The following is a 15899-nucleotide window of genomic DNA, read 5'->3' as shown; positions in this document are numbered from 1 at the left end:
CCTCACACCGTGCCGAGCAGGCCCTGCGGCCGGAACCGGACGAGCAGCAGCAGCACGAGGCCGTAGATCAGCATCCGGTAGTCGGCCGCCCAGCGGAACAGCTCGGGCAGCCCGATCAGCGCGATCGCGCCGACGATGCCGCCGAGCACGTTGCCGAGCCCGCCGAGGATCACCATCGTCAGCGCGAGGATCGACACCTGCGAATCGAAGGTCTGGTGATTGATGTAGCTGTACAGATGCGCGGCAATGCCGCCGCTCACGCCCGCCGCGACGCCGCCGACCGCGAACGCGATCGCCTTGTAGCGGTTCGGCGCGATGCCGTGCGCACGCGCAGCCACATCGTCCTCGCGCACCGCGCGCAGCGTGCGGCCGAGATGCGAACGCAGCAGCCGCACCTGCACGAGCGCGAACACGACGAGCACCGCGAACGTGAACCAGTACGCGGCGCGCGCGGTGGTCGCCCACGGCAGCGGCGCGATGCCGGTGATGCCGAGCGGGCCGCGCGTCAGGCCGTCCCAGTTCAGGATCACGAGGCTCACCACTTCGCCGATGCCGAGCGTCGCGATCGACACGTAGTGCCCGCGCAGCCGGAACGCCGGATAGACGAGCAGCGTGCCGAGCACGGCGGTGATCACGCCCGCGCACGGAATCGTCACGGCCGGCGACCAGCCGAGATCCGACGACAGCAGCGCCGACGCATACGCGCCGATCACGAGCAGCGCGGCGTGGCCGAGCGAGATCTGCCCGACCGTGCCCGCGACGAGCGTGAGGCTCAGCGCGAGCAGCCCGTACAGCCACGCGTTGGTCAGCGTCTGCAACACGTACGGCGATGCGCCGAGCCACGGCAGCACGGCCGCCGCCGCGATCAGCACGACGAGCACCGGGCGCGGCACGCGCACGGCTTTCGCGGCGGCGAGGAAGGTGCCCGTCATCGGCTCGGGCGGCAGCGCGCGATTCGCGCTGAACAAGCCGTTCGGCCGCCACACGAGGAACACGATCAGCAGCCCGAACGCGAACAGGTCGCGATAGCTGGTGCCGAACAGCGCGACGCCGTAGCTTTCGACGAGACCGAGCAGCAGGCTGCCGGCGATCGCGCCCGGCACGTTGCCGAGCCCGCCGATCAGCAGCGCGACGACGCCTTTCAGCGTCGCCTGGAAACCCATCGCCGGATCGATGCTGTTGTAGTACATGCCGACCAGCAGCCCGCTCACGCCGCCGAGCGCGCACGCGATCGCGAACACGGTCTGGTTCACGCGATCGACGTCGACGCCCATCTGCAGCGCCGCGTCGCGATCCTGCGCGGTCGCGCGCACGGCCCAGCCGAGCCGCGTGAAGCGCAGGAAACCGTACAGCAGCGCGGCCGCCGCGATGCCGATACCCGCGATCAGCAGGTCGAGCGAGCCGAGCGTCGCGCCGGCGATCCGCACGTGCCAGTCGGGCAGCGGCGTCGGCACCGCGCGCGGGTCCGCGCCGAACGCGAGTTGCGCGAGCTGGTCGAGGATGAAGCTGATGCCGATCGTCGCGAGCAGCGGCGCGATGCGCGCGGCATGGCGCAGCGGCCGCAGCCCGATCCGTTCGATCGCGATGCCGAGCGCGCCGCAGCCGACCACGACCGCCGCGAGCGCGACGGGTAGCGGCAGCCCGAAGCGCGTCAGGCACAGCCAGCCGATGAATGCGCCGACCATGTACACCGAGCCGTGCGCGAAGTTGATCAGGTGCGACACGCCGAAGATCAGCGCGAGCCCGACCGCGAGCAGCGCGTAGATGTTGCCGACGATGAGGCCGTTGAGCGTGTAGTCGAGCCAGGAAGCCATTACGATGCGTCCGTCAGGTGCAGGCGGTTCAGGTTGGGTTCAGCGCGCCGCGAGCTGCGGCTTCGCGCCGTCCCACAGCGCCCACTGCCCCTGCTTCACCACCAGATACACGGTGCGCGCGCCCGCCACGCGGCGCGTCTGCGGATCGAAGCGCACCTTGCCGAAGATCACGCTCGGCACGTCGCTGATCTTCGCGAAGCCGTCGTGCGCGGCCTGGCGCGTCGTGCCGTAGCGGCGCAGCACTTCCGCCGACAGGATCAGCGCGTCGTACGCGCGCGCCACGAACGAATCGGGATCCGCGTGGAATTTCGCGCGATAGCGCTGCACGAACGCCTGCACCTCGGGGCGCGGTTCGGCCGGGAAGAAGTTCGATTCGGTGTAGACGCCTTCGACGGCCGTGCCGCCCAGTTCGAGGAACTTCGGCGAATACACGGAGCCCACCGCCGCGATCGGCAGTGCCACGCCCGACGTGCGCGCCTGACGCACGATCTGCGCGCCGTCGGCGTAATAGGAGATCAACACGATCGAATCGGGCTTCGATTCACCGATGCGCACGAGCGTCGAGCGGAAATCCTTCTCCGCCGGCTGGTAGCCTTCGGCCGCGACGACCTGCGCGCCGAGCCCCGCCACCGCCTTCGCGAAGATGTCCTTGCTGGTGCGGCCCCAGTCGGTGTTCAGGTACAGCACCGCGATCCGCTTGAAGCCGAGTTCCTTCACCGCATAGCGCGCGAGCAGCGGCTGCTCCTCGGCCTGGCTCAGCGCGGTGCTCCAAAGATAATCGCCGCCCTTCGTGAAATCCGGATGCGAATTCGTGAAGCCGAACTGGATCAGTTGCCCGCGCTGGTAGATCGGCGACGCGGCCATCGACGTCGCGCTCGAGAAATCGCCGAGTTCGATCGCGATGCGCGGATCGGCGACGAACTTCTGCGCGATCGCCACCGCCTGGCGCGGGTCGCTGCGGCTGTCCTGGAAGTCGATCGCGAGCGGGCGGCCATGAATGCCGCCGCTGCCGTTGATCTCGTCGAGCGCGAGATCGAAACCGCGCTTCCACTGCTCGCCGTACTGCGCGTCCTGGCCCGTGAGCGGGCCGCTCACGCCGATCACCACCGGCTCGCCCGACACGCCGGCCGCGAGGGCGCCGCCCGTCGACAGCCCCCATGCGGCAGCGAGTGCCGCCACCGTGCCCAGCACGCGTCGCCATGCGCCGCGCGCGTCGTTCCCCGAAACGTTCATGCGTCCCCCAGCTTCAGTCAGTCGAAAAGAGTGAGGGCATGTAACCATCCGGTTCAGGACGATCCAACGAAGTTTTGCGCATATCGATATCGCATGCGGCGCGAAGCAAGCGACGCTCGCGAACGGTCGTCTGTCCGTCGCGCATCAGGCGAAGTACGGGCCTGCATCGCATCGCATTGATTCGATTGGCGTTTCGTTCTCGCGACCTCGCGCAACCGGCGCGCATACGCGCACCACCGGCCGCCGCGACGATCGCGCCCTTCGCAGTTTTCCCGCTGTCGATAGCAAAAATCATTATATGAATCACGCATGCTCGCGCTCCTACAATGCGCAAATTGCATCATCGGAACGCGTCATGGAGCTGCATCAACTCGAAGCTTTTTCCGCGGTCATGTCGGCCGGCAGCGTGACCGGCGCGGGCGAACTGCTCGGCCGCTCGCAGCCGGCCGTCACGCGGCAGATCCAGGAACTCGAGGCCGATCTCGGCTACGCGCTGTTCGACCGGCATGGTCCGCGCGTCACGCCGACGCGCCGCGCGTTCCTGCTGTACGAGGAAGTCGAACGCTCGCTGGTCGGCCTGCGTGCGATCGAGGCGCGGGCGCGCGCGCTCGGCGACGAAACCGCCGAACCCGTGCGCATCGCGGCCACGCCGTCGCTCGCGGCCACGCTCGTGCCGGCCGCGCTCGCCGCGCTGCCCGACGACGCGCATGCGCCGCACTATCAGTTGCGCAGCGAATCGGCCGAGCACGTCGTGCACGAGGTGCTGGCCGGCACGGCCGATGTCGGCGTCGTCACGCTGCCGATGGCGCATGCCGGGCTCGACGTGCACTGGATCGCGCAAACGCCGTGCGTCGCCGTGCTGCCGGCCGACGATCCGCTCGCGGCGAAACCGCGCATCGCACTGCGCGACCTCGCGCGGCGCCGTATCGTGACGGTCGCGAACCGGCATCGGCTGCGTCAGCGGATCGACGCGGCATTCGCGGCCGCGCGCGTCGATGCACGCGTGTTCATCGAAACCAATGCGTCGCTGAATGCGGTGATGGCCGCGCGCGCGGGCATCGGGATCGGCATCGTCGATCCGGCCACGGGCGTCGCGCTGCCGGTGGACGGCGTCGTCGCACGCCCGCTCGACGTCGACATCCCGTTCGCGTTCGGCGTCGCGACGCCGGCCGGCAAGACGCGCACGGCGGCCGTCGAGGCGCTGCTCGACGCGCTGCATCGCACGACGCGCGCGCTGCTCGACGACGTGATCTTTCACGACGCCGCCGCGCACGATGCGCTGCTGCGCGGCGACCGGTTGCGCACCGAGCGGGGGTCGCGCCCCGTTCGAACGACACGTGCGCGCCGCGCGCGCCCGGAGGCCGCATGACGAGCCAGCTCGACGCACTCGAAGCGCGGCTCGCGCAGGACCTGCGCTGGCTCGACCTGCCCGCGCCGTCGTGGGTGCCGTCGCGCGAAGCGGACGGCGTGCGCGTGCTCGACGTCGCGATCGTCGGCGGCGGAATGGCCGGGCTCGCGGCTTCCGCCGAGCTGCGCCTGCTCGGCATCGACAACCAGTGCGTGATCGACCGCGCGCCGGCCGGCTACGAAGGCCCGTGGGTCACGTTCGCGCGGATGGAGACGCTGCGTTCGCCCAAGCAGCTCGCGGGCCCCGCGCTCGGCCTGCCCGCGCTGACGTTCCGCGCCTGGTTCGAAGCGCAATACGGCCGCGACGCGTGGGACGCGCTCTACAAGATCCCGCGCCCGCAATGGATGGACTACCTGCGCTGGTATCGGCGCGTGCTCGACCTGCAGGTACGCAACGACACGACGCTCGTCGCGCTGCGCCCGCGCGACGACGGGCTGCTCGCGCTCGACGTGCGCGGCAACGGCGAAGCACAGACGCTGCTCGCGCGGCACGTCGTGCTCGCGACCGGCCGCGACGGGCTCGGCGGCCCGTATGTGCCGCCCGTCGCGCAACGTGCGCCGCGCACGCGCTGGGCCCATTCGTCCGAGCCGATCGACTTCGCCGCGCTCGCGGGCAAGCGCGTCGGCGTGGTCGGCGCGGGCGCGTCCGCGTTCGACAACGCGGGCACCGCGCTGGAAGCGGGCGCCGCGCGCATCGACCTGTTCTTCCGTCGCGCGGACATTCCGCGCATCAACAAGCTGACCGGCATCGGCAGCCCGGGCCTCGTGCACGGCTACGCCGATCTCGACGACGCAACGAAGTGGCGCTTCATGCACTACGCGCTGACGTCGCAAACGCCGCCGCCGCGCGACAGCGTGCTGCGCGTCTCGCGCCACGACCATGCGCACTTTCATGCGGGCAGCCCGATCGAGACGCTCGCCGACCATGCGGACGGGCTGGAAGTAACGACGCCGCGCGGCCGCTACACGGTCGATTTCCTGATCTTCGCGACGGGTTTTCATTCGGACTGGACGACGCGCGACGAATTCGCGTCGTTCGGCGCGCACGTGCGGCGCTGGAAGGATCGCTACCAGCCGGACCCGGCGCTGCGGCTCGACGAGCTCGCCGAGTCGCCCGATCTCGGCCCCGCGTTCGCGTTCCAGGAGCACGAGCGCGGCGCGTGCCCGGCCGTCACGCGGATTCATTGCTTCAACCATGCGGCGAGCCTGAGCCACGGCAAGCTGTCCGGCGACATCCCGGCCATCAGCGCGGGCGCGGAGCGGCTGGCACGCGGAATTGCGAGCCGATTGTTCGATGCCGATCGCGACCGCCACTACGACGCGCTCGTCGCCTACGCGAACGCGGAGTTGCAGGGCGACGAATGGCGCGACGCCAACGCCCTCGATCACTTTGACGACGAAGGAACACCGAAACGATGACTGACTCCATCACGCCGGCCGCCGGGCCGGATACGATCGACGCGGCAGCCGGCCTGCGGGAAGGCGACGCCGTCGCCGCGCTGCGCCGCGCCCGCGACAAGGTGCTGCTGCCGACACAACTGAGCGAAGCCGCGCTGTTCGATCCCGCGTTACCCGATCTTTCGCTGATCGAGCGGCTGCATGCGGCGCGGTATGTCGCACGGCAGTCGAATGCGCACGCGCTGGCCGACATCTATCGCGCCCGATTGCTCGACGCGGGCGGCACGCTCGACGACATCGAACGGGCGGATGCCGACGCGCTCGACGCACTGCCGCGCCGCCTCGGCGCGATCCTGTTGCACGCGAAGCGCCTGACGCACGCCCCGGCCGACGCGCGCGCATCCGATCTCGACGCGCTGAAATCGGCCGGGCTCACGACATCCGCGATCGTCGCGCTGTCGCAGCTCGTCGCGTTCGTCGCGTATCAGTTGCGCGTCGCCGCGGCCGCGCGGGCGCTTCAGGCACGTGCCGCGGAGGCCGCATGACGACGGCAGCCCACGGCTTCACGTCCGACACGCTCGGCTGGCGTGCGTGGCTCGACACGGTATCGCTCGACACGGCGACACCCGATCAGCTCGCGGTGCTGGAAGCGAGCCACCCGCAAGCGAAGACGTCCGACTATTACCTGCTGCTCGTCCACCTTCCCGACATCCTGCGGCAACGCTCGGGCGTATTCAACGCGATCATGTACGGCCCCGGCGGGCTGTCGCGCGCGGAGCGCGAACTGGCGAGCACGGCCGTATCGCGCGTGAACGGCTGCGTGTACTGCGCGTCGGTGCATGCGCAGCGCTTCGCGCAGCTCGCGAAACGCACCGATGCGATCGAACAGGTGTTCGAGGATCCGGCGACGGCCGGCACGACGGCGCGCGAACGCGCGATCGTCCGCTATGCGATCGCGTTGACCGAACGGCCCGACGCGATCGGCGAAGATGACATTGCGGCGCTCGAAGTCGAAGGGTTGACGCACGAGGAGATTCTCGACCTGTCGCACGCCATCGCGATCTTCGCGTGGGCGAACCGGTTGATGCTGACGCTCGGCGAGCCGGTGTTCCCGGCACCGGCAGCCACGGCCTGACCGCAGCGAAAGAGGTGGCGCGGGCCCCGCCCGCGTCACGCCTTGTGCGTCGACAACAAGATGCTCGTCTCGGTATTGGCGATTCCGTCGATCAGCCGGATCGCGCCGAGCACGCGATCGAAGTGTTCGAGCGAATCGGCATGCAGCTCGGCGACGAGATCCCAGCGCCCGTTCGTGCTGTGGATCGACGCGACGTTCGGATGCCCGCGCAGCACCTTCACCACCTCCGCGCCGCGATTGCCCTGCACCGCGATCGACATCAGCGCGCGAATCCGGTGCCGTTCGGCGGCCGGCTTGAGCCGTACCGTATAGCCGACGATCACGCCGTTTTTCTCGAGCCGCGTGAGGCGGTTCTGCACGGTCGCGCGCGCCACGCGCAATTCTTTCGCCAACGCGACGACGGGCAGTCGCGCGTTGTCGCGCAGCAGCGCGATGAGCTGACGGTCGACGTCGTCGAGCGTGATCATGAACGGCTTTCCTGTTGAGCGTGAACCGGCCGCCAGCGTGCCGGAGGCCGCCCGTTCCGGCCAGCGTGAACTGTTCAAAGTGCCGGAAATGGCTGGCAATTTGCCAAGTCTATCGAGAAATCTGCCACTTTTGCCGTCTTTTTGTTGGCTCGACTCACGGAAATAATGACTCCATCGACCGGCCGACCCGCCGCGCCGCTGCTTTTTCAGCAAGCCCGGATTCGCGCCGACACCCCGCCCGGTCGACCAGAACGCCCGGACACCCGTACCGGCACCGAATATGGAGACAGACCGATGACTCGCTTCCTCGACGTTCCCGCCACCGCCCGCCTGATCGCCAGGACCGGCGTCACGACGTTCCTGCGCGAACTCGTCGACACGCTGCGCGCCGACTACCTGCACTGGGCCGATTTCGACAAGTCGCCGCGCGTCGCGTGCCACTCGCGCGACGGCGTGATCGAGCTGATGCCCGTCGCGAACGCGTCGCTGTTCGCGTTCAAGTATGTGAACGGCCATCCCGTCAATGCGGCGCGCGGGATGCACACGGTGATGGCGTTCGGCGCGCTCGCCGAAGTCGATACCGGCTACCCGCTGCTGCTCGCCGAACTCACGCTCACCACCGTGCTGCGCACGGCCGCGACGTCGGTCCTCGCCGCGCAGGCGCTCGCCCGGCCCGATTCGCGCACGATGGCGCTGATCGGCAACGGCGCGCAAAGCGAATTCCAGGCGATCGCGTTCCACACGCTGCTCGGCATCGACGAAATCCGCGTGTTCGACGTCGATCCGCGCGCAACCGACAAGCTCGTGCGAAATCTCGCCGCGTACCCGAAATTGCGGGTCGTGCGCGCGGCCTCGACCGCCGACGCCGTGCGCGGCGCCGACATCGTGACGACCGTCACCGCCGACAAGGCATACGCGACGATCGTCACGGCCGACATGATCGAGCCCGGCATGCATCTGAACGCCGTCGGCGGCGATTGCCCGGGCAAGACCGAACTCGAGGCGGGCGTGCTGCACGCGGGCCGCGTGTTCGTCGAATTCGAGCCGCAGTCGCGCATCGAGGGCGAGATCCAGCAGATGCCAGCCGACTTCCCCGTGACCGAGCTGTGGCGCGTGCTGCAGCGCGAAACGGCTGGCCGCGAGCGCGCGGACGAAGTCACGGTGTTCGACTCGGTCGGCTTCGCGCTCGAGGATTACTCGGCGCTGCGCTACCTGTACGCGCTCGCGCAGCAGCACAACGCGGGCGTCGAGATCGCGCTGATTCCGCCGGCCGTCGATCCCAAGAACCTGTTCGCGCTGATCGACGACCCGGCCGCGATCGCGCACGGCCACGCGGCGTTCGTGACCGAAGCCGTCGCCGCGTTCGCGCGCTGACCGTCAGCTGGGGGCGGCCCCTGCGCCGCCCGTTTTCCTCCCTCCGCTCCCGCCCTTCATGAATCTCGTATCGATCCAGGCGCCATCCGCCGTCGTGATGATCCGGCCGCACCGCTTCCTGCCGAACCCGCAGACCGCGGCCGACAACGCGTTCCAGTGCACGGCCGCAGGCGGTGCGTGCGACACCTCGTCGATATCGGCCGCCGCGCGCGACGAAGTCACGGCCGCCGCGCGCACGCTCGCCGATGCGGGCGTGCGCGTGCACGTGTTCGACGACCACGGCGAGCGCGACACACCCGACTCCGTGTTCCCGAACAACTGGTTCTCGACGCATCCGGGCGGCCATGTCGCGCTGTATCCGATGCACAGCCCGAACCGTCGCCGCGAGCGGCGGGCGGACGTGATCGAGATGCTGAAGGCCGAGTACCGCGTGCAGGACGTGATCGACTACTCGGGCCTCGAATACGACGACGTGTTCCTCGAAGGCACCGGTGCGATGGCGCTCGACCACGTCGCGCGGATCGCGTACACCGCGCGCTCGCGCCGTGCCGATCCGGTCGCGCTCGAACGCTTCTGCACGCACTTCAACTTCGAGCCGATCTGCTTCGACACGGCCGACGCGAACGGCAAGCCGATCTATCACACGAACGTGATGATGAGCGTCGCGACCGAGTTCGCGATGGTCGGCCTCGACCTGATTGCCGACAGCCGCCGCCGTGGCGAGATCGCGCAACGCCTGAGCGAAACGGGGCGCGCGGTGATTGCGCTCGATGCATCGCAAATCGCGAATTTCGCGGGGAATACGCTGGAATTGTCGGGAAAGGATGGGCGCGTGCTCGCGCTGTCGCGGCGTGCGTTCGACTGTCTCACGCACGACCAGCGCGCGGTGATCGAACGCTCCGCGCGGTTGCTGCCGCTCGACGTGCCGACGATCGAGCTGGCCGGCGGGTCGGTGCGCTGCATGCTCGCGGGGATACATCTCGCGCGGCGCTCGATGGCGGCACGCGACGGCGCGGCAATCGAATCGATGGGACGGGAGCGCGAAGCGGTGTCGCACGCCTGACTGTAGCGGGTTCTGACGTCGCGCTACCGTTGACGCGACCGGATGCTTCGATCTGCGAACGAGATCGAAGCATCCGGTCGTACTTTCAATCGGCCAGCAACTTCAGCCCCGCCGGCAGCGTTTCGCCGAATACGCGCGCCGTATCGGCTTCGTCGAACGCGATCGCTTCACGGACCATGTCGATCCACGCCGCCGATGCATTCGCGGCCGACAGGCGCTTGATGACGGCCTCGCGCGTGTCGTCCGGCAAATCGCGCGAGCGGTCGCCCGTCATCCGCGCGATCTGCGCGGCCGCGAACGCGGCCGGCTCGACCTGCTTCCAGTCGAGCGCGAACAGCGCATCGAGCCAGCCGCCAACGATTTCCGCCGGCACGACACTGTGCGCGCTGCCATAGAACGGCCGCCGCGCACCGATCCGCCCGAGCGCCCATGCACACAACGCGCGTTCGGCCGGCTTCTGCAGCTGCACGATCAGGCGCTCGGCGAGCTCGACCTTGCGCTCGACGGGCAACCGTTCGAGCGACGCGGACAACCGCGTCATGTCGGCCGGCCCGACCTTGGCCGGATCGAACGGCAGCTTGCGCCGCTTGTCGTCGGACGGTTCGAGGAACGCGATCGCGTCGCGCACCTGCGTCTGCGCATCGTCGTCGAGGCCGCCGGCCACGCGCCGCCACAGCGTCCACCACTCGGACCACACCTGCGCATCGGTCACGTATTGAATGCCGTCGTCGAACAGCGGCCACAGTTGCTCGATGCGCCACGCGTCGAGCGGATGACCGAATCCCGGACGCAGGCAATAGCCGGCGAGATTCAGCCACGCGCGCTCGTGATCGGCCGAGCGACGGCGCCGCCGCGCCCGTGCGAGCAATGCGTCGAACAGTTCGCGCGCGAGCGCGACGTCCCAGTCTTCGCGGGCGCCGAGCACCTGCTCGAGTTGCGCGCGCAACCGGCGCGTGTCCTTCGGCGTCACGCCCGCGGCCTTGCTGCCGAACGAGCGCTCGATCAGCTCGATCGCCTGGTCGAGCCGCGGATGCCGCGCGGACGCCGCATCGTCGCCGTGCCCCGGCGCATCGCCGCGCAACTGGAATTCGAGCCGCCAGCGGCGCGCCGCGTCGTCGGTCGCGATGCAATGCATTTCGAGCGTGCCGACCTCGGTCAGCGACGCGGTGAGCTTCACCGGCGTTTCGCGCGCGTCGCCACCCGCCTTCGCGTCGACGACCGTCGCGATCGGCGGCAGCCGCACGAAATCGCCGCCGTCGAGATCGACGAGATCGCCGGGCCGGTACTTCGTGTCGGCCACCGTCGATACGAGGTGGAACCGCACCGGCTGCCCGAGCTGCAGCGCGAACGTGCGATCGTCGAGCCGGATCTCGCGTCCCTCTTCCGCGCCGCGCGGCAGCAGGCAGACGCCGCGGGCGGCGGAATCGTCCGCACCGTCGTCGAGCACGAGGAAATAGCTGCGCGCGGAGCCGCCGCCGATGCGCGGCGCATGGCCGGCACGCGCGAGCCCGTAGGCCACCGCGCCACGCGCAACGGCCACGTCGGGATGCGCGTTGTGCAGCACGTCGAGCGGCGCGCCGCGCCACGCACCGAGCGTCTGCGCAAGCCGGCCGGCGAGCGCGCCCGCGCGGAACACGCCGCCGTTGAGCAATAGCGTGTCCGGCAGCGGGCCTTCCGCATGACGATTCAGGAACGCGGCGACGTGGCGCGTGACGGCCGCGTCGCTCGCATACGGCAAGCCGAATTCGACGATCGCCGCGCGCGCCCGGCGCGGCAGTTCGCCGGCCTCGACCTGCGGAAAGAACCCGTCGACGACGATCTGCTCGACTTCCTGCCGCGTCAGCTCGGCCGAGCGCGCGCCGCCGACGAGCTTGCTGCCCGCGCCGAGCAGCGTGACGGTGACGGACGCCGGCGCGTCGTCGCCGAGCAGCCGCTCCTTCGCCGCGCGGCAGCGCTCGACGAGCTGCGACAGGCTCGCGGCCGACAGCCGCGTACCGGGCTCGGTCAGCCGTGACTCGACCAGGCGCGCGAGCGCGAGGTCCATGTTGTCGCCGCCGAGCATCAGGTGGTTGCCGACGCCGACGCGCGTGAAGGTCGGCTCGCCATCGTCGCCCGGCGCGACGTCGACGAGCGTGAGGTCGGTCGTGCCGCCGCCGACGTCGCAGATCAGCACGCGCCGCGCCGCGGCGAACGTCTCGCGCAACGTGTCGCGCTGGCCGTACAGCCAGTCGTAGAACGCGGCTTGCGGCTCTTCCAGCAACCGCAGCGCCGGCAGCTTCGCGCGCCGTGCGGCCTCGACGGTCAACGCGCGCGCGCCGTCGTCGAACGACGCGGGCACCGTCAGGATCACGTCCTGCTGCGCGAGCGGCGCGTCGGGAAAATGCGCGTCCCACGCGTCGCGCACATGCGCGAGATAGCTCGCGCTCGCCTCGACCGGCGACACCTTGTCGACGCCGTCGGCCGCGCCCCACGGCAGGATCGCCGCGAGCCGATCGACCGACGCGTGCGACAGCCAGCTCTTCGCGCTCGACACGAGCCGGCCCGGCACCTGCGCGCCCAGCGTGCGCGCGTAGCGGCCGATCACGGCCGGCGGCGCGCCGACCGCGCCCGCCTTCGTGTCGGCCTTCGGCTCGGCCGCCCACGGCAGCCGCAGCGCGTCCGGCGGCAGCTCGCCCGCCGCCGGGTGATAACGCACCGACGGCAGCAGCGGCTGCGCGGCCACCGCGCCGGGCCCGACGAGTTGCTCGACGTCGAACACGCGGATCGCGTCGGAACCGGCCTCGACGTACGCGACGACCGTATTGCTCGTGCCGAGGTCGATGCCGACCGTATAACGCTTCATCGCGCTCAGGCGGCGCCGCGCACGTCGAACTCGACCTTCCAGCGCTCGTTCGTGCCGCTCGGGATCGCCTCGAGTTCGAGCGTGCCGGCTTCGGTCACGCGCGCGTGCAGCTTCACCGGCACGACTTCGCCGACGGTGCGCCCTTCGGCGGGCAGCGTCGCCTGGATTTCCTCCAGCTCCTGCAGCTCTTCCGGCGACCAGTAGTCGAGCAGCGTGCCGACCTGATCCTGGCGGCGCACCGACGAGCCGAAGAAGCGGAACTGCACCGGTTCGCCGACGACGAGGCCGAACTCCTGCGGCGGCAGCGCCGCGTCCGAGCCTTCCTCCATCCCGAACGGCGCGACGCACAGCGCCTGCACCGGCGGCTCGAGCCCCGGCACCGCGGGCATCGCCGATTCGATCGCGACGTAGTACGCACGCGCCGTGCCGCCGCGAATGCGCACGCCACGGCCGCGCTTCACGTAGCCGTAGTACGCCGCGCCGCGCGCGACCGCGAGATCGAGATCGGCGCCTTCGAGCAGGCGCGCGGGCGGCGCGCCTTCGGCGGCGAGCCAGCCGTTGAGCGTGTCGAGCACGCGCTGCGTGAGCAGCGTCGACTTGAACACGCCGCCGTTGAACAGCACGGCGGTCGGATGCAGGAACGTCGCGCCCTGCGGCAGCGTGCGCTGCACGCCTTCGAGCGTGTCGAGCGCCGCGACCTGGCGGCCGAGGAACGCCGCGAGATGGCGCGTGATGCCGGCGTCCTGCGCATACGGCAGGCCGAGCTGCGTCAGGCCGACACGCGCGCGGCTCACCGGCCGCGCGGCGGCATCGACTTGCGGGAAGAAGCCTTCGAGGATCGTCTGCGTGAGTTCCGCGCGCGTCAGTTCCGTGCGGATCGAGCCGCCGATCAGCTTCGAGCCGCGGCTCGGCACGACGAGCGGCACCGCATCGGTGGTCGGGTCGGACAGCAGCGTTTCCTTGGCCGAGCGGCACGCGTAGGTCAGCGCGCGCAGTTGCCACGGATCGGCCTGCGTGCCCTGCTGCGCGAGCTTGCGTGCGACCACGTGCGCGAGGGCGAGGTCCATGTTGTCGCCGCCGAGCAGGATGTGCTCGCCGACGGCCACGCGATGCAGTTCGAGATTGCCGTCGCGCTCGACCACCGCGATCAGCGACAGGTCGGTCGTGCCGCCGCCGACGTCGACGCACAGGATCAGGTCGCCGACCTGCACCTGCTTGCGCCAGCCGCCCTCGCTCTTCTGGATCCAGCTGTACAGCGCCGCTTGCGGCTCTTCCAGCAGCGTCATCCGCGAATAACCGGCGGCACGCGCGGCTTCCGCCGTCAGTTCGCGCGCGGCCGGATCGAACGACGCGGGGATCGTGACCGTCACGTCCTGGTCGGCGAACGGCGCGTCGGGATGCGCGTGGTCCCACGCTTCGCGCAGGTGCGTCAGGTAGCGGATCGAGCTTTCCAGCGGCGACACACGGGCCACTTCCGGCGGTGCATCGCTCGGCAGGATCGCCGCGCGGCGGTCGACGCCCGGATGGCACAGCCAGCTCTTCGCGCTCGACACGAGGCGGATCGGCGTGCCGGCGCCGCGCGTGCGCGCCATCTCGCCGACCGCGAAAGCGCGCGAGGCCGTCCACGGCAGCGTCAGGTCGCCCTGGGTCAGCTCGCTTTCATGCGGCAGGTAGAGGAACGACGGCAGCAGGTTGCGCGATTCCAGCGCGCCGGGCGCGGTGAGCTGCGCGATCGGCAGCACCTGCTGCACGATCTTTTCGCCATCGCTCGTGCTGCTGTCGACGTACGACAGCGCGCAATGGGTCGTCCCGAGGTCGATACCGATCGAATAGCGCGGATCGCTCACAGTTCCACCTCCGCCGGTGCGATCACCGATGCGTCGTGGCTGCCCGTCAGCTTCGGCAGGCGCACGTCGGACACGCGCCAGCCGCGATGGCTGACGGTGCCGGTAAACGGCGCGGAGCCGACCACGTTGCCCGTCACGCGCACGGCGGTCGCGTCGAAGCCGGCCGGCAGCGTCACGCGGCTGCCTTCGGCTTCGTCGCGCACCGGCACGATCGTGAAGTGTTCGCGCAGCGCGGCGCGGCAGCCGTCGTGCACGAGGCGCGCGGCGGCGCCGATGTCGGCGTCCGCATAGCCGGCGATGTCTTCCTCGACGAAATCGATGAAGCGCGCATCGCGTTGCAGCAGGCCGAGCAGTTGCAGGGCGGCCTGCGGGCTCGCTTCGCGCAGCTCGGGCGCCGGCGCCTTCACCGGCGCGGGGGCGACCGGCGCGGCAGCCGGCGCGGGGGTCGGGGCCGGCGCGACCGGGGCCGGCGCGCCATCGCGCACGCGCAGCACTTCGGCCGCGAACTCGCGATTGCCGAGCACGGAGAAGAACGTGCCGACGGCCAGCGACAGCCGGCCGAAGAAGGACAGGTTGGATTCGGGCATGGGGTCTGGACTCCTGTGGGCTCGCAGCACGGCGAGCGTTTCTTGCCTGGGCGCCCGGCGGCGGCGTGCGGCATGCGCACCGGCGCCGCCCGGCGCGTGATTCGAACGCACCCTCGCGGGTGCGGAAAACCCGTATTTTGCCCTGTGGCGGACGAACCGGGCAGAAGTCGGGGGACAGAACACGGCGGCGCGGCGGTTTCGGCCGCGCCGGATCGCGCGTCAGATGCGATCGAGCGCGATGCTGCGACGCGTCAGCGCGACTTGCGCAGCCGCGCCGCCTTCGCTTCGAAATCGCGCGACAGCATGCCGAGCGTGACTTCGCCGAAGCGCGCGAGCAGCGACGCTTCGGCTTCCTTCAGCGTCGCCGACAGGTGCGCGTTGACGGCCTGTTCGACCAGGCATTCGGGTGCATCCTCGGGCACCAGGTCGGAAAACAGCGGCGGCTCGCCCACCGCGCGATAGACATCGAGCAGCGTGATGTCGTCGAGCGCGACGCTCAGCGCCCAGCCGCCGCCGTGCCCCTTCTCCGACTGCACGTAGCCGCAGTCGCGCAACCCGCCGAGCAGGCGCCGCACGACGACCGGGTTCGTGCACAGCATCGTCGCGATCGTCTCCGACGTCAGCGGGCCGTCGGCCTGGTCCATGTGGATCAGCGCATGCAGCATGCGCGACAAACGGCTGTCGGTTCTCACGGGCGAGGCTCCCCTTCTCTCGAAACTTTTGAAGTTGCAT

At 70.2% G+C, this 15899-nt stretch carries 13 protein-coding genes; 6 read left to right on the top strand and 7 right to left on the bottom strand.

What is annotated here, in order from left to right:
* Nucleotides 1-2: 2 nt before the first annotated feature.
* A complete protein-coding gene (locus H0X95_RS26385) occupies nucleotides 3-1814 on the bottom strand; it encodes an ABC transporter permease (protein ID WP_058902746.1) in 1812 nt (603 codons plus the stop codon).
* Nucleotides 1815-1853: 39 nt separating this feature from the next.
* Complete coding sequence (locus tag H0X95_RS26380; protein WP_048988388.1) at nucleotides 1854-3047, bottom strand: ABC transporter substrate-binding protein; 1194 nt, start codon at nucleotides 3045-3047, stop codon at nucleotides 1854-1856.
* Between the two features lie 355 nt (nucleotides 3048-3402).
* On the opposite strand from H0X95_RS26380, the gene H0X95_RS26375 reads away from it, so the two are divergent.
* Genes H0X95_RS26375 through H0X95_RS26360 form a run of 4 tightly spaced genes read left to right on the top strand, consistent with a single transcriptional unit; the run spans nucleotide 3403 to nucleotide 6987 of the window.
* On the top strand, nucleotides 3403-4416 hold the full coding sequence (locus H0X95_RS26375) for a LysR family transcriptional regulator (protein ID WP_034202756.1): 1014 nt from the start codon (nucleotides 3403-3405) through the stop codon (nucleotides 4414-4416).
* On the top strand, nucleotides 4413-5873 hold the full coding sequence (locus tag H0X95_RS26370; protein ID WP_059722413.1) for an NAD(P)-binding domain-containing protein: 1461 nt from the start codon (nucleotides 4413-4415) through the stop codon (nucleotides 5871-5873). The genes H0X95_RS26375 and H0X95_RS26370 overlap by 4 nt, the downstream gene beginning before the upstream one ends.
* On the top strand, nucleotides 5870-6397 hold the full coding sequence (locus H0X95_RS26365) for a CMD domain-containing protein (protein ID WP_034202758.1): 528 nt from the start codon (nucleotides 5870-5872) through the stop codon (nucleotides 6395-6397). The genes H0X95_RS26370 and H0X95_RS26365 overlap by 4 nt, the downstream gene beginning before the upstream one ends.
* The gene (locus tag H0X95_RS26360; protein ID WP_006491072.1) at nucleotides 6394-6987 is read left to right on the top strand and encodes a peroxidase-related enzyme; all 594 of its coding nucleotides are present in this window, start codon (nucleotides 6394-6396) and stop codon (nucleotides 6985-6987) included. The genes H0X95_RS26365 and H0X95_RS26360 overlap by 4 nt, the downstream gene beginning before the upstream one ends.
* Nucleotides 6988-7022: 35 nt before the next feature.
* Here H0X95_RS26360 and H0X95_RS26355 read toward each other — a convergent pair whose 3' ends face one another.
* Complete coding sequence (locus tag H0X95_RS26355; protein ID WP_006479718.1) at nucleotides 7023-7454, bottom strand: Lrp/AsnC family transcriptional regulator; 432 nt, start codon at nucleotides 7452-7454, stop codon at nucleotides 7023-7025.
* A gap of 294 nt (nucleotides 7455-7748) precedes the next feature.
* On the opposite strand from H0X95_RS26355, the gene H0X95_RS26350 reads away from it, so the two are divergent.
* On the top strand, nucleotides 7749-8828 hold the full coding sequence (locus H0X95_RS26350) for an ornithine cyclodeaminase (RefSeq protein WP_196446278.1): 1080 nt from the start codon (nucleotides 7749-7751) through the stop codon (nucleotides 8826-8828).
* Nucleotides 8829-8886: 58 nt separating this feature from the next.
* A complete protein-coding gene (gene ctlX / locus H0X95_RS26345; protein ID WP_058902742.1) occupies nucleotides 8887-9891 on the top strand; it encodes a citrulline utilization hydrolase CtlX in 1005 nt (334 codons plus the stop codon).
* Between the two features lie 85 nt (nucleotides 9892-9976).
* Here the strand turns inward: ctlX and H0X95_RS26340 are convergent, their stop codons facing one another.
* From H0X95_RS26340 to H0X95_RS26325, 4 genes are all read right to left on the bottom strand, one after another.
* Nucleotides 9977-12733, bottom strand: coding sequence for an Hsp70 family protein (locus H0X95_RS26340; protein WP_059722410.1), 2757 nt, complete (start codon nucleotides 12731-12733; stop codon nucleotides 9977-9979).
* A 5-nt stretch (nucleotides 12734-12738) separates the two neighbouring features.
* The gene (locus H0X95_RS26335) at nucleotides 12739-14580 is read right to left on the bottom strand and encodes an Hsp70 family protein (RefSeq protein WP_059722408.1); all 1842 of its coding nucleotides are present in this window, start codon (nucleotides 14578-14580) and stop codon (nucleotides 12739-12741) included.
* On the bottom strand, nucleotides 14577-15167 hold the full coding sequence (locus H0X95_RS26330; RefSeq protein ID WP_034202763.1) for a DUF2760 domain-containing protein: 591 nt from the start codon (nucleotides 15165-15167) through the stop codon (nucleotides 14577-14579). Before H0X95_RS26330 ends, H0X95_RS26335 begins: the two co-directional genes overlap by 4 nt.
* A 251-nt stretch (nucleotides 15168-15418) precedes the next feature.
* Complete coding sequence (locus H0X95_RS26325) at nucleotides 15419-15859, bottom strand: RrF2 family transcriptional regulator (protein WP_059722406.1); 441 nt, start codon at nucleotides 15857-15859, stop codon at nucleotides 15419-15421.
* Nucleotides 15860-15899: the final 40 nt, after the last annotated feature.

The sequence above is a fragment of the Burkholderia sp. 9779_493 genome, from assembly GCF_015712215.1.
Lineage (GTDB): Bacteria > Pseudomonadota > Gammaproteobacteria > Burkholderiales > Burkholderiaceae > Burkholderia > Burkholderia cenocepacia.
This window is presented reverse-complemented; position numbering and strand designations above follow the sequence as displayed.